General features: G+C 66.7%; 10 protein-coding genes and 2 tRNA genes. All 12 read left to right on the forward strand.

Annotation, left to right across the window (positions count from 1 at the left end; genetic code table 11):
- Positions 1 to 371 precede the first annotated feature (371 nt).
- Positions 372 to 1,571: a DNA polymerase III subunit beta gene (gene dnaN / locus A5750_RS24430; protein ID WP_066951072.1), complete on the forward strand. Its 1,200-nt coding sequence runs from the start codon at positions 372 to 374 to the stop codon at positions 1,569 to 1,571.
- Entirely contained in the window at positions 1,572 to 2,729 is a 1,158-nt protein-coding gene (gene recF / locus A5750_RS24435; protein WP_066951069.1) for a DNA replication/repair protein RecF, read from the forward strand.
- Positions 2,726 to 3,283 carry a DUF721 family protein gene (locus A5750_RS24440; RefSeq protein ID WP_066951065.1) on the forward strand — a complete coding sequence of 186 codons (558 nt, stop codon included), beginning with the start codon at positions 2,726 to 2,728 and terminating at the stop codon, positions 3,281 to 3,283. Before recF ends, A5750_RS24440 begins: the two co-directional genes overlap by 4 nt.
- Positions 3,284 to 3,538: 255 nt before the next feature.
- Positions 3,539 to 5,572, forward strand: coding sequence for a DNA topoisomerase (ATP-hydrolyzing) subunit B (gene gyrB, locus A5750_RS24445; RefSeq protein ID WP_066951060.1), 2,034 nt, complete (start codon positions 3,539 to 3,541; stop codon positions 5,570 to 5,572).
- A gap of 47 nt (positions 5,573 to 5,619) precedes the next feature.
- A complete protein-coding gene (gene gyrA, locus A5750_RS24450; RefSeq protein ID WP_067266375.1) occupies positions 5,620 to 8,139 on the forward strand; it encodes a DNA gyrase subunit A in 2,520 nt (839 codons plus the stop codon).
- Between the two features lie 114 nt (positions 8,140 to 8,253).
- Positions 8,254 to 9,159 carry a DUF3566 domain-containing protein gene (locus A5750_RS24455; protein ID WP_066951053.1) on the forward strand — a complete coding sequence of 302 codons (906 nt, stop codon included), beginning with the start codon at positions 8,254 to 8,256 and terminating at the stop codon, positions 9,157 to 9,159.
- A 58-nt stretch (positions 9,160 to 9,217) separates the two neighbouring features.
- Positions 9,218 to 9,291, forward strand: a tRNA-Ile gene (locus tag A5750_RS24460).
- A 154-nt stretch (positions 9,292 to 9,445) separates the two neighbouring features.
- Positions 9,446 to 9,518: transfer RNA gene (locus A5750_RS24465), tRNA-Ala, on the forward strand.
- Positions 9,519 to 9,877: 359 nt separating this feature from the next.
- A complete protein-coding gene (pks2, locus tag A5750_RS24470) occupies positions 9,878 to 16,252 on the forward strand; it encodes a sulfolipid-1 biosynthesis phthioceranic/hydroxyphthioceranic acid synthase (protein WP_304441468.1) in 6,375 nt (2,124 codons plus the stop codon).
- Positions 16,243 to 17,709, forward strand: coding sequence for an acyltransferase (locus A5750_RS24475; protein ID WP_067266380.1), 1,467 nt, complete (start codon positions 16,243 to 16,245; stop codon positions 17,707 to 17,709). Before pks2 ends, A5750_RS24475 begins: the two co-directional genes overlap by 10 nt.
- Positions 17,710 to 17,725: 16 nt before the next feature.
- Entirely contained in the window at positions 17,726 to 18,982 is a 1,257-nt protein-coding gene (locus tag A5750_RS24480) for a glycosyltransferase (protein WP_067266383.1), read from the forward strand.
- Positions 18,982 to 19,680: a GAP family protein gene (locus A5750_RS24485; protein WP_066951036.1), complete on the forward strand. Its 699-nt coding sequence runs from the start codon at positions 18,982 to 18,984 to the stop codon at positions 19,678 to 19,680. Before A5750_RS24480 ends, A5750_RS24485 begins: the two co-directional genes overlap by 1 nt.
- The last annotated feature ends 2 nt before the right edge of the window (positions 19,681 to 19,682 follow it).

Consider the following 19,682-nt stretch of genomic DNA (forward strand, 5'->3'; position numbering starts at 1 on the left):
CCCAACACTCGACACACAGTCGTCCACGCGGTGATCCACAGCCCGATCCGCCGCCCTAGCTGCATCAAGCCGCCGCTGTCCCCAATCTGCACAGGCCTTATTACTAGTACTGAGATCTCTTCGTCGTTTCTTCTTTGAAATACAGCGTTGGGGACGAGCGATCGAATCCCTGTCGAGGATCCGTCGGTAACCCGGCTTGTCGGGCTTCGCGATTAGCTTTCAAGATGGCCGCGGACGATCTACGGTTGTTCTTCGACTGCCGTTGCGGTCGCCGGTGGCATGACATGTCGGTGGCGTCCGTCGCGGAGCCCCAAGCTAGCGGGGAGAGGCTAGCCACTGACTTTTAAACGCTCGGCAGGTGAAGGGACGCTATGGACGCGGCGACGACAAGAGCTGGCCTCAGCGACTTGAAGTTTCGTTTGGTGCGGGAGTCCTTCGCCGACGCGGTGTCGTGGGTGGCGAAGAACCTGCCGACCCGGCCGGCGGTGCCGGTGCTGTCGGGAGTGTTGTTATCGGGCTCCGATGAGGGCTTGACCATCTCCGGATTCGACTACGAAGTTTCCGCAGAAGCGCAGGTTGCAGCGGAAATCGCTTCTCCCGGAAGCGTTTTGGTGTCCGGCCGATTGTTGTCAGACATCACTCGGGCGTTGCCGAACAAGCCTGTCGACTTTTACGTCGACGGTAATCGCGTCGCGCTGAACTGCGGCAGCGCGCGATTCTCGCTGCCGACCATGGCGGTCGAGGATTACCCGACGCTGCCGGGCTTGCCGGAAGAGACCGGGACGCTGCCCGCTGAGCTCTTCGCGGAGGCGATCAGTCAGGTGGCCATTGCGGCCGGCCGCGACGACACGCTGCCGATGCTGACCGGGATCCGGGTCGAGATTTCAGGTAACACGGTGGTTTTGGCGGCCACCGATCGGTTCCGGCTGGCGGTGCGCGAGCTGACCTGGTCCGCGTCGTCGCCCGACATCGAAGCCGCCGTCCTGGTACCGGCGAAAACGTTGGCCGAGGCGGCAAGGGCCGGCGCGGACGGTTCCGAGGTGCGTTTGTCGCTGGGCGCAGGCAGCGGGGTCGGCAAAGACGGTCTGCTGGGCATCAGCGGGAACGGCAAGCGCAGTACTACGCGGCTGCTCGATGCGGAGTTCCCGAAGTTCCGCCAGCTGTTGCCGGCCGAGCACACGGCGGTGGCCACCATCAACGTGGCCGAGTTGACCGAGGCGATCAAGCTGGTTGCGTTGGTGGCCGATCGGGGCGCCCAGGTGCGGATGGAATTCTCGGAAGGCTCGCTGCGGCTGTCCGCGGGCGCCGACGATGTCGGCCGGGCCGAGGAGGATCTTGCGGTCGATTTCGTCGGCGAGCCGTTGACGATTGCGTTCAACCCGACGTATCTCACCGATGGTCTCGCGGCCGTTCATTCGGAGCGGGTCTCGTTCGGTTTCACGACGCCGGGTAAGCCGGCGTTGCTGCGGCCGGCTTCGGCCGACGACAGTCCGCCCGCCGGCAACGGGCCCTTCGGGGCGTTCCCGACGGATTATGTCTACCTGTTGATGCCAGTTCGGTTGCCCGGATAGGTGTACGTCCGGCATTTGGGACTGCGTGATTTCCGGTCCTGGGCGCACGCCGACCTCGAACTGGAGCCGGGCCGGACGGTGTTCATCGGGTCCAATGGCTTCGGTAAGACGAATCTCATTGAGGCACTTTGGTTTTCGACAACATTGGGTTCACATCGCGTGGGCACCGATACACCGCTGATCCGGGCGGGTGCCGACCGAGCGGTGGTGTCGACAATCGTGGTCAACGAGGGCAGGGAATGCGCGATCGACCTGGAGATCGCGGCAGGGCGGGCCAACAAGGCGCGGTTGAATCGGTCACCGGTGCGCAGCACGCGCGAGGTGATCGGAGTTTTGCGCGCTGTGCTTTTTGCTCCCGAAGACTTGGCTTTGGTGCGTGGGGATCCCGCGGAGCGGCGCCGCTACCTGGATGACCTGGCGACGGTGCGACGGCCGGCGGTGGCGGCGGTGCGCGCGGATTACGAGAAGGCGCTGCGCCAGCGCACCGCATTGCTGAAGTCCGCTGGCGGAATCCGGCACCGGGGTGACCGCGGCGCCCTGGACACCCTCGACGTGTGGGACAGCCGGTTGGCGGAGCACGGCGCGGAGTTGATGGCAGCGCGCATCGACCTGGTCAACCAGTTGGCGCCGGAGGTGGAGAAGGCTTATCAGTTGCTGGCCCCGGCGTCGCGGCCGGCGGCGATCGCGTATCGCACCAGCCTCGGCGCACACGCGGCGGCGGGCGGCGGCGGTAGCGACCGCGAGTTTCTGGAGGCGGCCCTGTTGGCCGCGTTGGCCGAACGCCGTGATGCGGAGTTGGATCGCGGGATGTGTCTGGTGGGGCCGCATCGCGACGATCTGGAGCTCTGGCTGGGTGATCAACCGGCGAAAGGCTTTGCCAGTCATGGGGAATCGTGGTCTTTCGCGGTGGCGCTGCGGTTGGCGTCATACGAATTGCTGCGAGCCGACGGGAGTGAACCGGTGTTGCTGCTCGACGACGTGTTCGCCGAACTCGACGCGGCCCGCCGCCGAGCATTGGCGACGGTGGCGGAATCGGCGGAGCAGGTACTGGTGACCGCCGCGGTGCTGGAAGACATTCCGGCGGACTGGGACGCCACGCAGGTGTACATCGACTTGCGCGACGACGACCTCGGTCGGGTTTCGGCGGTGCGGTCATGACCGACAGCGACGAACCAAATTCCGGCGACGCACCACCCGGCCCGCTGCGGGGTATCGACTTGGTCAGGCGCACCCTCGAAGAAGCCCGCGCCGCGGCGCGCGCGCAAGGCAAGGACGCCGGGCGGGGACGGTCGACACCGCCGGTGAACCGACGGGTCGCGGGGCAGCGACGAAGCTGGTCTGGCCCCGGACCCGATGTTCGGGATCCCCAACCGCTGGGCAGGGTGGCGCGCGACTTGGCTAAGAAGCGCGGTTGGTCGACGCAGGTCGCCGAGGGCACTGTGCTGGGCAACTGGTCGTCGGTGGTGGGCCACCAGATCGCCGACCATGCCACGCCGACGGCGTTGAATGACGGCGTGCTCAGCGTGACCGCCGAATCCACGGCGTGGGCCACCCAGCTGCGGATGATTCAGTCGCAGCTGTTGGCCAAGATCGCCGCGGCGGTCGGCAACGGGGTCGTGACGTCACTGAAGATCACCGGCCCCGCCGCGCCGTCGTGGCGCAAGGGGCCCCGCCACATCGCCGGGAGAGGTCCGCGCGACACCTACGGGTAGCGCCTCGACCGGCGCCGACGATCCCCACACACCGCTTTATCAACAGGGCGCTCAAAGCCGCTAGGACGACGTTAACTGCCTTGACGCACGTCGGGACGCGGCGGGAATAGAGAAATCGTCCGCACGGCGCGGTTAGCTGGGTAGAAACGCGCCCAGAGAATCGGTGCGGACGGCCCATCACGGTAGACTGGCGGCATGCGACTGATGCGGTGACTGGAACCGCCCGCATGAAACCCCAAGGAGAGCATTCCGACCGTGGCTGCCCAGAAGAAGAAGGCGCAAGACGAATACGGCGCTTCAGCGATCACCGTGCTCGAAGGGCTGGAGGCCGTCCGCAAACGCCCCGGCATGTACATCGGGTCCACCGGTGAGCGCGGGCTGCACCACCTCATCTGGGAGGTGGTCGACAACTCGGTCGACGAGGCGATGGCCGGTTACGCGAGCAAGGTCGACGTGCGGCTGCTCGACGACGGCAGCGTGGAGGTGGTCGACGACGGGCGCGGCATTCCGGTGGCCATGCACGCCACCGGGGCCCCCACTGTTGACGTGGTGATGACCCAGCTGCACGCCGGCGGCAAGTTCGGTGGCGAGAACAGTGGCTACACCGTCAGCGGTGGGCTGCACGGCGTCGGCGTCTCGGTGGTCAACGCGCTGTCCACCCGCCTGGAAGTCAGCATCAAACGCGACGGGCACGAGTGGTTCCAGTACTACGACCGGGCCGTGCCAGGCACCCTCAAGCAAGGCGAGGCCACCAAGAAGACCGGCACCACCATCAGGTTCTGGGCCGATCCCGAGATCTTCGAGACCACGCAGTACGACTTCGAGACCGTGGCGCGGCGCCTCCAGGAGATGGCCTTCCTCAACAAGGGTCTCACGATCAATCTCACCGACGAACGAGTAGAGCAGGACGAGGTCGTCGACGAAGTGGTCAGCGACACCGCCGAGGCGCCCAAGTCCGCGGAGGAGAAGGCGGCGGAATCGACTGCGCCGCACAAGGTCAAGCACCGCACGTTCCACTACCCGGGTGGGCTGGTCGACTTCGTCAAGCACATCAACCGCACCAAAAGCCCGATCCAGCAGAGCGTGATCGACTTCGACGGAAAAGGCCCCGGCCACGAAGTCGAAATCGCCATGCAGTGGAACGGCGGCTACTCGGAGTCGGTGCACACCTTCGCCAACACCATCAACACCCACGAGGGCGGAACCCACGAAGAAGGATTCCGGAGCGCCTTGACCTCGGTGGTGAACAAATACGCGAAAGACAAGAAGCTGCTCAAGGAAAAGGACCCCAACCTCACCGGCGACGACATCCGGGAAGGCTTAGCGGCGGTCATCTCGGTCAAGGTGGCCGAGCCCCAGTTCGAGGGCCAGACCAAGACGAAACTGGGCAACACCGAGGTCAAGTCGTTCGTGCAGAGGGTGTGCAACGAGCAGCTGACGCACTGGTTCGAGGCCAACCCCTCGGAGGCCAAAACCGTTGTGAACAAGGCGGTGTCGTCGGCGCAGGCGCGTATCGCGGCACGTAAGGCACGAGAGCTGGTGCGCCGCAAGAGCGCCACCGACCTCGGCGGACTGCCCGGCAAGCTCGCCGACTGCCGCTCCACCGATCCGCGCAAGTCGGAACTTTATGTGGTGGAGGGTGATTCGGCCGGCGGCTCGGCGAAGAGCGGTCGCGACTCGATGTTCCAGGCGATCCTTCCGTTGCGCGGCAAGATCATCAACGTCGAAAAGGCACGCATCGACCGGGTGCTGAAGAACACCGAAGTCCAGGCGATCATCACCGCGCTGGGTACCGGGATTCACGACGAGTTCGACCTCACCAAGCTGCGCTACCACAAGATCGTGCTGATGGCCGACGCCGACGTGGACGGCCAGCACATCTCGACCCTGCTGCTGACGCTGCTGTTCCGGTTCATGCGGCCGCTCATCGAGAACGGGCACGTGTTCCTGGCGCAGCCGCCGCTCTACAAGTTGAAGTGGCAGCGCACCGATCCCGAGTTCGCCTACTCCGACCGTGAGCGCGATGGCCTGCTGGAGGCGGGACTGAAGTCCGGCAAGAAGATCAACAAAGAGGACGGCATCCAGCGGTACAAGGGTCTCGGTGAAATGGACGCGAAGGAGTTGTGGGAAACCACAATGGACCCGTCGGTGCGGGTGTTGCGCCAAGTCACCCTCGACGACGCCGCGGCGGCCGACGAGCTGTTCTCGATCCTGATGGGCGAAGACGTCGACGCGCGCCGCAGCTTTATCACCCGCAACGCCAAAGACGTTCGCTTCCTGGATGTCTGACCTTCCTAGCTGCCGAGTCAGGCACGCCAACCCACAAAGGGGAATAGATGACTGACACCACGCTGCCACCCGGCGACGAGGCGGGCGACCGCATCGAACCGGTCGACATTCAGCAGGAGATGCAGCGCAGCTACATCGATTACGCGATGAGCGTGATCGTGGGGCGCGCCCTGCCGGAGGTACGCGACGGTCTCAAGCCGGTTCACCGCCGCGTGCTGTACGCGATGTACGACTCCGGATTCCGCCCGGACCGCAGCCACGCCAAGTCGGCCCGGTCGGTCGCCGAGACGATGGGGAACTACCACCCCCACGGCGACGCGTCGATCTACGACACTCTGGTCCGGATGGCGCAGCCATGGTCGCTGCGGTACCCACTCGTCGACGGCCAGGGCAACTTCGGCTCACCGGGCAACGACCCGCCGGCGGCGATGCGGTACACCGAGGCGCGGTTGACCCCGCTGGCCATGGAGATGCTGCGCGAAATCGACGAGGAGACAGTCGATTTCATCCCAAACTATGACGGCCGGGTGCAGGAACCGACGGTGCTGCCCAGCCGGTTCCCCAACCTGCTGGCCAACGGCTCCGGCGGCATCGCGGTCGGCATGGCGACCAACATCCCACCGCACAACCTGCGCGAACTCGCCGAGGCCGTGTTCTGGTGCCTGGAGAATCACGAGGCCGACGAGGAAGCCACGCTGGCCGCGGTGATGGAGCGGGTCAAGGGCCCCGACTTCCCCACCTACGGATTGATCGTGGGCAACCAGGGGATCTCCGACGCCTACAAGACCGGCCGCGGCTCCATCAGGATGCGCGGAGTCGTGGAAGTGGAAGAAGATTCGCGCGGCCGAACTTCGCTGGTGATCACCGAGTTGCCGTATCAGGTCAACCACGACAACTTCATCACCTCGATCGCCGAGCAGGTGCGCGACGGCCGACTCGCGGGCATCGCCAACATCGAAGACCAGAGCAGCGATCGGGTGGGGCTGCGCATCGTCGTCGAGATCAAGCGCGACGCGGTGGCCAAGGTGGTGCTGAACAACCTCTACAAGCACACCCAGCTGCAGACCAGCTTCGGCGCCAACATGTTGTCCATCGTCGACGGGGTTCCGCGCACCCTGCGGCTCGACCAGATGATCCGCCATTACGTCGCGCACCAGCTCGACGTCATCGTCCGCCGCACCACCTATCGGCTGCGCAAAGCCAACGAACGCGCCCACATCCTGCGCGGTCTGGTCAAGGCACTCGACGCGCTGGACGAGGTCATCGCCCTAATCCGGGCGTCGGAGACGGTCGACATCGCCCGGGCCGGGCTGATCGAGTTGCTGGACATCGACGAGATCCAGGCCCAGGCGATCCTGGACATGCAGCTGCGTCGCCTGGCCGCCCTGGAGCGCCAGCGCATCGTCGACGACCTGGCCAAGATCGAGGCCGAGATCGCCGACCTGGAAGACATTTTGGCCAAGCCGGAGCGCCAGCGCGGCATCGTGCGCGACGAGCTCGCCGAGATCGTCGAGAAGCACGGCGACGACCGCCGCACCCGGATCGTCGCGGCCGACGGCGAGGTCAGCGACGAGGACCTGATCGCCCGCGAGGACGTCGTCGTCACCATCACCGAGACCGGTTACGCCAAACGCACCAAGACCGACCTGTACCGCAGCCAGAAACGCGGCGGCAAGGGCGTCCAGGGCGCCGGCCTCAAGCAAGACGACATCGTCAAGCACTTCTTCGTCAGCTCGACGCACGACTGGATCCTGTTCTTCACCACGCAGGGCCGGGTCTATCGCGCCAAGGCCTACGAACTGCCCGAGGCGTCCCGAATTGCCCGCGGCCAGCACGTCGCCAACCTGCTGGCCTTCCAGCCCGAGGAGCGCATCGCCCAGGTCATTCAGATCCGTGGCTACGAGGACGCCCCATACCTGGTGCTGGCCACCCGCAACGGCCTGGTGAAGAAGACCAAGCTGACCAACTTCGACTCCAACCGGTCCGGTGGAATCGTGGCGATCAACCTGCGCGACAACGACGAGTTGGTCGGCGCGGTGCTGTGCTCGTCGGAGGACGACCTGCTGCTGGTTTCGGCCAACGGCCAGTCCATCCGGTTCTCGGCGACCGACGAGGCGCTGCGGCCGATGGGACGCGCCACCTCCGGCGTGCAGGGCATGCGGTTCAATACGGACGATTACCTGTTGTCGCTCAACGTGGTTCGCGAGGGCACTTACCTGCTGGTGGCGACGTCCGGCGGCTACGCCAAGCGCACCGCGATCGAGGAGTATCCGGTGCAGGGCCGCGGCGGCAAGGGCGTGCTTACGGTGATGTTCGACCGGCGGCGCGGCAAGCTGGTGGGTGCGCTGATCGTCGACGACGACAGCGAGCTGTACGCGATCACCTCCGGGGGCGGCGTGATCCGCACCGACGCACGCCAGGTCCGCAAGGCGGGACGACAGACCAAGGGCGTGCGCCTGATGAACCTGGGCGAGGACAACACGCTGCTGGCGATCGCGCGCAACGCCGAGGAAAACGCGGACGAAGTCGTCGAGGAAGCGGAAGGCGCCGCGGAGTCCGACGGCTAGTCGGTGCCAATCCCGGGGGTCCGAGGAACGGCCGGGCAATTAGACTCGGCCCGACCAGACAAAATGTGACTGCCATCGCCCCCGGGGGCGTGGCAGGAGATCAAAGGAGTCGGGGTGAGCTCACCGAACGAGCCGGGCGCCCCCAAAAAGGGCGATGGCCTCAATGGGGACGGCTCGGCCGAGCGCGCCGGCGTACACCGCGCGACGCCGCCCGCCCAGCCCGGCCGCGCTCCGGACGCCGGGGAGTCGCCACCGTGGCAGCGTGGTGGGCCCAGGCCCCCGCAAGCGCCGCAGCGCCAAGGTGAGCCCCCGACCGAGGCGCGGCCGTCGGGCCCGCCCACCGGCGTCGAGGCCCGACTGAACCGGTTCATCTCCGGCACCGCGGCGCCGGGCGCCGGCGCGCCCCCGCCGCCGAAGAACCCGCCGCACGAGGCCGACGCCCCGTCGGGCCGCGGCGACGGGCCGCCGGCGGAGGCATACGCCAGCGAATTGCCGGACCTGTCCGGCCCGACGCCGCGCGGCCCGCAGCGCAAGACGCCGCCCGACCGCACGCCGGAGGCGGCGAGCCCCTCCGGGTCGGGCCGTTCGTCGGCCGCCGAAAGCCGGGAGGGCCGCGAAGGCCGTGAAAGCCACACCCAGGTGACCCGGCGACCGCGCGGCCCGGTACGGGCCAGCATGCAGATCCGCCGGATCGATCCGTGGAGCACGCTCAAGGTCTCCCTGCTGCTCTCGGTTGCACTCTTCTTCGTCTGGATGATCGCCGTCGCGTTCCTCTACCTGGTGCTCGGCGGCATGGGGGTGTGGTCGAAGCTGAACAGCAACGTCGGCGACCTGCTGAACAACACCAGCGGCAGCACCGGCGAGCTCGTCTCCAGCGGCACCATCTTCGGCGGCGCCGTGTTGATCGGCTTGGTGAACATCGTGTTGTTGACCGCGATGGCCACCATCGCCGCCTTCGTCTACAACCTGACCACCGATCTGATCGGCGGTATCGAAGTGACGCTGGCGGACCGCGACTAGCGTTTTGGGGGTGGGGCGACGATTGCGGTAATCTCGTCGCTCGGCCGTACCCGTGTACGGGCCTATAGCTCAGGCGGTTAGAGCGCTTCGCTGATAACGAAGAGGTCGGAGGTTCGAGTCCTCCTAGGCCCACAACCATGTGCCCGTCAAGACGTTGCGTAAGACTCGCCCTGCCAATCACACTGATCGCTGTGGTGGCGGCGGTGGTGGTGCGCTCCCGACGCGGGGTCGAGGTCTGGCACGTGGCGGTGGACGACGCAACAGGTCAGCCACCCGATCCCGTCGAGGGGCCTTAGCTCAGTTGGTAGAGCACCGCCTTTGCAAGGCGGGTGTCAGGGGTTCGATTCCCCTAGGCTCCACAGATCGTGGGCGGACCGACATGCGTCCGCCGCCAGGAAAGGCCAACGGAAACCGTTGACGTAACTCGCGGGCCAGTTCAATTCAGGCGGGGTTTTGCGTCCCGGATCGATAGCGATCCCGCTAATGTGTAAGCACTGATCGTGTGCCTAATAAAGTCGCATCCGCCGAAAGGCGGTTGACCTGCGAGGAAACCCCGTCAAACCCCACACCCTGAATATCGACGCCGCAGTAGGCAGCCCGACAACCCAACAGGTCGCTATCCAGCGATAAGGCAGCCGACAGCGCGACTCCGCCTTTGCTGTGAGGAGGAAACGGCTTTGTTCGGGTCAATATCAAGGGTGCGTGCGCGGGGCGGGCTGTGTCTTCCCACCCGATAGCCACGCCTGTCGCGGTCATCGGGATGGCGTGCCGCCTGCCCGGAGGCATCGAATCTCCAGAACAGTTTTGGGAGGCGTTGCTGCGCGGCGACGACCTTGTCACCGAAATCCCACCGGACCGGTGGGACGCCGACGAGTTCTACGATCCCCAACCCGGTGTGCCCGGTCGGTCCGTCTGCAAATGGGGCGCGTTCCTCGATGACGTGGCCGGCTTCGACCCGGAGTTCTTCGGCATCACCGACAACGAGGCGACCGCGATGGACCCGCAGCACCGACTGCTGCTGGAAACCTCGTGGGAGGCCATGGAGCACGGCGGTCTGACCCGCAAGACGCTGGCCGGCTCGCGCACCGGCGTCTTCATGGGACTGATGCACGACGACTACCAATTCGTGCACGCCGAGGCCGACGCCCTGGAGGGCCCGTACGGCTACATGGGCAATAGCTTCGCCATGGGTTCCGGGCGCGTTGCGTACACGATGGGGCTGCGCGGTCCCGCGATGACAGTGGATACCGCCTGCTCGTCCGGCCTTGCAGCGGTGCATATCGCGTGTCGCAGCTTGCACGACGGCGAAAGCGACATGGCACTCGCGGGCGGCGCCTCGGTGTCGTTCGAGCCGCGCAAATCATGCTCGGGTTCTGCCATCGGAATGCTTTCTGCGACGGGGCACTGCCGGGCGTTCGATATCGCCGCCGACGGGTTCGTGGCCGGCGAGGGCTGCGTCGTGCTGTTGCTCAAGCGGCTGCCGGACGCCTTGCGCGCCGGTGACCGAATCTTGGCGGTACTCCGCGGCACCGCCGCCAACCAGGACGGCCACACGGTGAACATCGTGACGCCGTCACGGGCCGCGCAGGTCGAGGCCTATCGGGCGGCGTTGTCGGCGGCGGATGTGGACGCCCGCACCGTCGGACTGGTGGAAGCACACGGTCCCGGCACCCCCGTGGGGGATCCCGTCGAATACGCCAGCTTGGCGGAGGTGTACGGCGTCGACGGGCCGTGCGCCCTCGCGTCGGTCAAGACGAACTTCGGGCACACCCAATCGGCGGCCGGAGCGCTCGGGCTGATGAAGGCCGTGCTGGCGCTGCAGCACGGCGTGATCCCGCGCAACCTGCACTTCACGCGCCTGCCCGACCAGATGGCCGAGATCAAGACCAACCTTTTTGTGCCGCAGGCTAATACACCGTGGCCCAGCAACGGTCAGCGCGGACCACGTCGAGCGGCGGTCTCGTCGTACGGGTTCTCGGGAACCAATGTGCACGCCATCGTCGAGCAGGCGCCCCTGACGCCCGCACCGGGCGATGCCCCGCCCATCCCCGTGATCGACGGCGCGCTGCTTTTCCCGCTGTCCGCCACATCGCCCGACGGGCTGCGGCAAACCGCGAGGAGGCTCGCGGACTGGGTCGACAAACACGCGCCGGAGCTTGCGGCATCGGACGTGGCGTACACGCTCGCGCGGCGGAGGGCGCATCGGACGGTGCGCACGGCGGTCATCGCCGGCACCCTCGGCGAGCTGACCGAAGGTCTGCGCGGGGTCGCCGCCGGCGAGTTCCCGTATCAGCCGGCGGTCGGGCAGGACGACCGGGGTCCGGTCTGGCTGTTCTCCGGCCAGGGCTCGCAGTGGGCGTCGATGGGCGCCGAGCTGCTCGCGACCGAGCCGGTGTTCGCGGCGACGGTCGCCACGGTGGAGCCGCTGATCGCCCGGGAATCGGGATTCTCCGTCACCCAAGCGATTTCGGTGCCCGCAACGGTTACCGGGATCGATCGCATCCAGCCCGCGCTGTTCACGATGCAGGTCGCGCTGGCGGCCACGATGAGGGCCTACGGCGTGCGGCCGGGGGCCGTGATCGGCCACTCGATGGGTGAGGTCGCGGCCGCGGTTGTGGCGGGGGCGTTGGTGCTGGAGGACGGCGTACGCGTGATCTGCCGCCGCTCGCGGCTGATGGCGACGATCGCCGGCTCCGGTGCGATGGCGTCGGTGGAACTGCCGGCCGAGCAGGTGCTCCTGGAACTCATGGCTCGCGGCGTCGACGACGTCGTGCTGGCAGTGGTGGCCTCGCCGCAGTCCACGGTGGTCGGCGGCGCCGCGCAGGCCGTGCGAGATCTGGTCGCCGGGTGGGAGCAGCGCGACGTGGCGGCGCGCGAAATCGCCGTCGACGTGGCCTCGCACTCCCCCCAGGTTGATCCGATCCTCGACGAACTGTCCGACGTCCTGGCAGGGCTCGACCCCAGGACACCCGACGTGCCCTTCTACTCCTCGACCGCCTTCGACCCGCGCGAGCAGCCAGTGTGTGACGCCTGGTACTGGTCGGACAATCTGCGCCACATGGTGCGTTTCGCCGCCGCTGTGCAGGCGGCGTTGGAGGACGGCTACCGGGTATTCGCGGAGTTGGCCCCACATCCGCTACTCACCCATGCGGTCGAACAGACTGCGGGCAGCCTCGGTATGCCGCTGGCCGCCCTCGCTGCCATGCGCCGCGAGCAGGAGCCTCGGCACGGGCTGCGCGGCTTGCTGGCGGATCTGCACAGTGCGGGCGCGGCCGTCGACTTCTCGGTCCTCTACCCCGAGGGGCGGCTGGTGGACGTTCCGCTCCCGTCCTGGAGCCGCCGCCCACTGCTGCTGAATCGCGGCGGTCAGGATTCGCGGGCACGAGGCGCCTGGACCGTTCCGGTGCATCCACTAATGGGGCCGCACGTGCGATTACCCGAGGAACCCGAGCGCCACGTCTGGCAAGGCGAGGTCGGAACCGCGACGCAGCCGTGGCTGGGCGACCACCGCATACACAACGTCGCGGTTCTCCCGGGGGCGGCGTACTGCGAGATGGCATTGGCCGCGGCGCGCACGATCTTCGGCGAAAAGTCGGAGGTCCGCGATATCACTTTCGAGGCGACGCTGCTCTTGGACGCCGAGACTCCGGTCTCCGCGGACGCGTCGGTGAACGCGCCCGGCATCGCCGATTTCGTGGTGCAGAGCTTTCAGGAGCGCAAGCCGGTCCGGCGGGCGACGGGGGTGCTGCGGGCGCGAGGACGGGAGGACCGTCCAGCCGCCTACGACATTGCGGCCCTGCTCGCGACCCACTCGTGCCGGCTGGATGGCGCCGTATTACGGCAGCAGTTCGACGACCATGGTTTGCAGTATGGCGCGGCCTTCGCCGGACTGGCCACGGCCTACACCGCGGGCGAGGGCGGCGGGACGGTGCTGGCGGAGGTCGCGCTGCCCGGCGCCATCCGCTCGCAACACAGCGCCTACGGCATCCACCCCGCCTTACTTGATGCCTGCTTTCAATCGGTTGCGGCGCACCCCGCGGCCCGGGTTGCGGGTAGCGCCGGTCTGCTGCTGCCGCTTGGCGTACGCGGTGTTCGGCTCTACGCCCCTACCCGCGGCGCGCGCTACTGCTACACGAAGGTCTCCACGGCCGACGGGGCCGGCCTCGAGGCCGACCTCGACGTGCTTGACGAACACGGGACAGTGCTGCTGGCCGTGAGCGGACTGCAAGTCAGCACAGGGGCCGCCGAGGGCGCCCATCGCGATCGCGTGCTGAACGAGCGACTCCTGACCATCGAGTGGACACCGCGAGCGCTGCCCGACGTGGAGCACGTCAGCCGGGAATCATGCTTGCTGATCAGCACTTCCGCCACCGCGGACGTGACGGCGACCAGCCTGGCCGATGCGTTGAAATCCGGGGGAACCGACTGCATCACCATGACCTGGCCGCAGCACTGCGATCACCGGGCCAACTCGGAATCGCTGGGTGCGCATCTTGGTGCCCGCGGGGTCGGCGGGGTGGTCATCCTCACCGGCCCGAAAAACGGCAACCCCGAGGAGGAGTGCGCTGGCCGTGGCGGGGACTATGTGCGGCATCTGGTGCGAATTGCCCGGCAGATCACGGAGATCGACCGCGAGCCGCCGCGTCTGTACGTCGTAACGCGCAACGCCCAGGCCGTCGTGCCTGGGGACGTGAACAACCTGGAGCAGGCCGGGCTCCGTGGCCTGGTGCGAGCCATCAACACTGAATATCCACACCTGCGCGCGAGCCAGATCGACATGGACGAAGACACGGACGCCGAGCAACTGGCCAGACAACTGTTGGGGCCTTCGGACGAGGACGAGACGGCTTGGCGGAACGGCCAGTGGCACACCGCGCGCGTGACTCCTGGGCCGCTGCGGCCTGAGGACCGGAGAACCGCCGTGGCGGATCACCCCCACGACGGGATGCGCATGCAGATCCGGACGCCTGGCGATCTGGAAACGCTGGAACTGGCCGCTTTTCAACGAGTTCCGCCGGGTCGGGGGGAGATCGAGGTTGCGGTCACCGCATCGAGCGTCAACTTCTCCGACATCCTGATCGCCGCCGGCCAGCACCCCGGTGACGATGGGGATGCACGACAGTTGGGCAGGGACTTCGCCGGAGTCGTCACCGCGGTTGGTCCCGAAGTCTCCACCCATCGGGTGGGTGATCTTGTCGGCGGTTTCTCTGCAACCGGTTGCTGGGCAACGTTTGTCACCTGTGACGCCCGGCTGGCCGCGACGCTGCCACCGGGTCTCACCGCTGACCAGGCGGCTGCGGTGACCACTCCGCACGCCGTGGCCTGGCACGCGTTACACGATCAGGCCAGGATCGCCACCGGTGACCGGGTGTTGATCCATTCCGCAGCCGGCAGCGTGGGACGCGCGGCGATCGCGATCGCCCACGCCGCGGGAGCCGAAGTCTTCGCCACGGCCGGCAGTGAGCAGCGGCGTGAGCTGTTGCGCAACATGGGGATCCAGCATGTCTATGACTCCCGTCGCATCGAGTTCACGGAGCAGATCCGCCGCGACACCGGCGGATATGGTGTCGACATCGTGCTCAACTCGCTGTCGGGGGCCGCGCAACGCGCGGGCCTCGAGGCGTTGGCCGCCGGTGGCCGATTTGTGGAAATCGGCAAGCAGGACGTTTGTGCGAACACCCGACTGGAGCTTTTCCCATTCCATCGCAACCTCACCTTCCACTACGTCGATCTGACGTTGATGTCGCAGAGCCACCCGGAGCGGGTGGGCGGATTGCTTAGCACGGTGTATCGCCTTGTCGCAGAGCATGAGCTGCCGTTGCCGGACATCACTCACTACGCGCTCGGAGATGCCACCGCGGCTCTACGCGTGAAAAGCGAGGCGGAGCACACGGGCAGGGTTCTACTCGATATGCCCAAGACCGGTCACACCAACGTCGTGGTACCGCCCGGTCAGAGCCCGACTTTCCGCAACGACGGCTCATACATCATCACCGGCGGCCTGGGCGGGATCGGGCTCTTCCTTGCCGAAAAGATGGCCGCGGCCGGCTGTGGCCGCATCGTGTTGAGCTCGCGATCGCAACCGAATGCCAGGGCGTTGGAGACGATCGAACTCATCCGCGCGATGGGCACCGACATCGAGGTGGACTGCGGCGACATCGCCGAAGCCGGCACGGCGACGCGCTTGGTGGCGACGGCGACTGCCACCGGCCTGCCGTTGCGGGGGGTGTTGCACGCCGCCGCGGTATTCGAGAACGCGATGCTCGCCACCACGAGCGACGAGCTGATCGACCGCAACTGGGCTCCGAAGGTATTCGGGGCGTGGAACTTACACCGGGCGACGGCCGCTCTCGCCCTGGACTGGTTCTGCTTGTTCTCCTCGGCGGTAGGTCTGGTGGGCTCGCCCGGACAATCGGCGTACGCCGCCGCGAACAGCTGGCTGGACGCGTTCGCGCGGTGGCGCCGAGCCCGCGGCCTTCCCGCCACCGCGATCGGGTGGGCGCTATGGGCCGAGGTCGGCCGCGCCGCCGAGCTCAGGTCCGCGACCGGCGAAGACGTGGCCCCCGGGCAGGACGGCGAAGGCACCGCGATCGCGCACTGGCGCGACACGGCTTTCACCGCCGACGAGGGCGCCTACGCGTTTCAAGCACTCCTGCGCCACGACCGCGCGTACGCCGGGTATGCAAAGCTGACGGGCACCCCGTGGTTCGCCGCCTACGCGCAACGCAGCAGGTTCGCTGAATTGTTCCGCTCCAGGGGCCAAAGCTCGACGGACGCAAGCGAATTGCTGGGCGAGTTGAAGGCCCTGTCGCCGGAAGACCGGCCCGTTCGGCTCCGCCGCATGGTCTCCGACGCCGTGAGCCTGATTCTGCGGCGCACCATCGACCCGGATCACCCGCTCTCCGAGTATGGCCTCGACTCGATGGGCAACCTTGAGCTGCGCACCCGTATCGAGGCGGAAACAGGGGTGCGCGTCACCACCAACGACATCACCACCATTCGGGGTCTGGCCGGGCTACTGTGTGAAACCCTTTCTGCAACTGCCGACCTCGGTTCCGGCGCAAGCGGACAGAAGGAGGAAGAGTGTTCGTAGGTGCGGGGCCGGCGCGCGGGTTGTTCGTGGGAACGGTTCATGACTGGGTGCCCGAGTCGGGCAGGATCGTGTCCTGGGAAGCCTCACCGTCCTCCCTCGAGAAGGCCCGGCAGGCGCCGATAAGCGATGTGCCGCTGAGCGCCATGCAGGAAGCCCACCTGCGCGGCTTTTCCCGCTACGCGGCCCGCGGGCTCGACTATGCCCGGCTGGTCATCGGGTGCGGCGACGAACCCGGCCGGTGCGACGTCCGTGCCATGAGCTACGTCATCAATGCACACCTGCGCCGACACAAGACGTATCACAGTTGGTTCGCATACCAAGACGCGGAATGCATTGTGCGGCATACCATCGATGATCCCGCCGATATCGAGTTCGTTCCGACCCGGCGTGACACGATGACACCGACCGAGTGGCGTCAGTTCGTGCTGTCCACCCCCGACCCGGTGCAATGGGACTGCTTCAGGTTCGGCATCATCCAGCGCGCGGACCACTTCACCTTCTTCGCGATCGTCGATCACGTGCACTGTGACCCGACGATCATCTCGGGGTTGTACACGGAAATCTTGATGAACTACCGCATCCTGATCACTGGGGGCGCGCTCGGTTCGTCACCGCCGCCCGCCAGTCACGACGATTTCTGCATGCGAGAGAAGCAACACCTGGCCAGCCTGGCGGCGTCTTCCCCCGAGGTGCAGAGGTGGATCGAATTCGCCGAACGGAACGGCGGAACGCTACCGGATTTCCCCCTGCCGCTCGGCGACTTGTCGGTGCCTTCCGGTGGCGACCTCGTCGTCCAGCGGCTGATGGGTCAGGAAGAGACCGCCGCATTCGAATCACTCTGCATCCGAGCGGCCGCGCGCATCAGCGGGGGCCTGTTCGCCTGTGTGGCTCTCGCGCAATACGAGTTGACCGGCGCGACGACGTATTACGGGCTCGCGCCGATCGACAAACGCAGGACCCTCGCGGAATTCTCGACCATGGGATGGTTCACCGGCGTGGTTCCGTTCACCGTCCCCGTCGACCCGGCATCTTTTGCAGAGACCGCGCGCGCCGCGCAGGCGTCCTTCGACTCGAATCTGGATCTCGCGAATGTGTCGTTCAACGACGTGCTGAAGTTGGCGCCCTGGCTCAGGGAGTGGGGACCGAATTGCACCATGGTCAATTACATGGATGCCGGCCTGCCGCCCTTTTCCGCCACGGTCGCTTCCCAGATGAAGAACGCGAACATCAAAATCTATTGCGATCCAAGGGATCCGGCTCACTTGTATATTTCGGTGATCCGGCTCTTCGACGAGGTGTCGATATGGGTGAATTTCCCGAACAATCCGGTGGCGAGGGACTCCGTGACCCGATTCCTGAACGCGCTGACAGCGGTATTCAAGCGCGTCTTGGAGGGCCGCGGTCCGAGTGCGGCTAGGACCGAGGTCACGGATCTTGCCTACGCGGACGACGATTGACGGGCCGGTTGCGTCGATGAAAGTTGTCTTGGCGGCCCACGGAACCCGCGGCGATGTCGAGCCCTGCGCCGCTGTCGGCCTTGAGCTGATGCGGCGAGGGCACGAAGTACGCGTGGCGGCGCCGCCCAACCTGATTGGCTTTGTGGAGTCGGCCGGGCTTGTTGCGGTCGGGTACGGGCCGGATTCGCAGGAGCAGGTCAAGGCGCTCGCGGATTTCCACCACCACGCCTTCAAGCCGCAAAACCCGATCAACTTGGTCCGCGCGGGCAAGGAGCTTTTCATCGAGGGTTGGGCGCAGATGAGTTCGACGCTGACTTCGGTAGCGGACGGGGCCGACGTACTGGTAACCGGCCAGACGTACCACGGGGTCGTCGCCAATGTGGCGGAGTACTACGACATTCCAGTGGCTGCGCTCCACCACATGCCGATCTGCGTCAATGGCCAGCTGGCTCTTCCGTCGATACCATCGCCGGCTCCCCTGGTCCGCGCTACGTTGAGGACGGCGTGGTGGCTGTACGGGCTTATCACCCAGGAGGTCGATGACGCGCAACGCCGTCAACTGGGCCTACCGCGGGCAACGGCCCCCGCGGCGAAACGGATGGCGCAACGCGGATCGCTCGAAATCCAGGCCTACGACGGAGCGTGTTTTCCGGGCCTGTCGAAGGAATGGAACGGCCGCCGGCCGTTCGTCGGCGCGCTCACGATGGAATTACCGACGCATGACGACGGTGAGGTGGCTTCGTGGGCTACCGCGGGAACGCCCCCCATCTACTTCGGGTTTGGCAGCACACCGGTCCGGTCGCCCGCCGACGCGATCGCCATGATCGCCGCGGCCTGCGCGGACCTCGGCGAACGGGCCTTGGTGTACTCGGGCGCGACCAGCCCACACTGCACGCCGCATTCCGACCGAATACGACTGGTGGGCCCGCTGAATTACACCGTCACCCTTCCGCTCTGCCGCGCGATTGTTCACCACGGTGGCGGGGGCACCACGGCCGCCGGTCTGCGAGCCGGAATTCCCATGCTGATCCTCTGGGACGTGGCCGAGCAGCCGCTGTGGGCCGCGCAGGTCACCCGGATGCGAGTTGGCCGATCCCAGCGCCTGGTGAGCACCACCGTGGAATCGCTCGTGAGACACCTCCGTGAAATCCTTGCGCCGCAATACACGGCCCGGGCTCGCGATTTCGCCGGTCGCATGACCAAGCCTGCCGAAAGCATCAGCGCGGCAGCCGATCTCGTGGAGGCGGTCGCCCGCGGGGAGCGTGTTCGATGATGTGGGGAACGGTGCTGCCGATCGCTCTTTGGCTGTCGCTCGACCCGACGCGTCTGGTCGTCGGCGGAATCTTGATGTCACGCCCCCGGCCCCGACACAACCTCCTTGCCTACTGGTGGGGCGGCATGACAGCGGGCCTGGGCCCGGCCGTCGGCGCCTTCGTACTTCTGCGGAATTCCCCACCGACGGTTATGGAAGATGCGAAGACTACGGTCATGCGCTTCACGGGCGCCTACTTCCAGATCGCGGTCGGCGTGCTTGCGCTGGCGATCGCGACAGGAGTGTGGGCGTACCGCGGCGCCCCGTCGTCCTCAGGCCAGCAATTGCCCCGACCGACCGCGGCCGCCCGGCTCACGGCGCGCATCCGGCGCGCGTTGCAGGGCGGAAATCCGTGGGTGGCGTTCGGGATCGGACTGATGACGACCGTGCCACTCGCCGATTATCTCGTGGTCCTCATCATCATCGCCTCCTCGAGAGCAGCCATCGGCGCTCAACTCGGCGCAGTCGTGATATTCATCGTCGTGGTGCTCGCTCTCGTCGAGGTCCCCCTCGTCAGTTATCTTGTCGCACCGGCGCAGACGCAGCAGGCGATGGTCCAGCTGCAAAGGTGGTTCGCCACTCACCGTCGACGGCTTCTGATAGCGGCACCCGCTCTCGCTGGGATCATGCTGTTGGCCGCGGGTGTCAGCAGCCTCTGAAC

Origin of the sequence: Mycobacterium sp. 852002-51613_SCH5001154 (genome assembly GCF_001667425.1) — a bacterium.
In the GTDB taxonomy this organism is placed as follows: domain Bacteria; phylum Actinomycetota; class Actinomycetes; order Mycobacteriales; family Mycobacteriaceae; genus Mycobacterium.

Bases quoted from the DNA above. Each gene is read 5' to 3' on its own strand.
- dnaN (WP_066951072.1), top strand. From the start codon at position 372: ATGGACGCGGCGACGACAAGAGCTGGCCTCAGCGACTTGAAGTTTCGT.
- A5750_RS24440 (WP_066951065.1), top strand. From the start codon at position 2,726: ATGACCGACAGCGACGAACCAAATTCCGGCGACGCACCACCCGGCCCG.
- gyrA (WP_067266375.1), top strand. From the start codon at position 5,620: ATGACTGACACCACGCTGCCACCCGGCGACGAGGCGGGCGACCGCATC.
- A5750_RS24480 (WP_067266383.1), top strand. From the start codon at position 17,726: ATGAAAGTTGTCTTGGCGGCCCACGGAACCCGCGGCGATGTCGAGCCC.
- A5750_RS24485 (WP_066951036.1), top strand. From the start codon at position 18,982: ATGTGGGGAACGGTGCTGCCGATCGCTCTTTGGCTGTCGCTCGACCCG.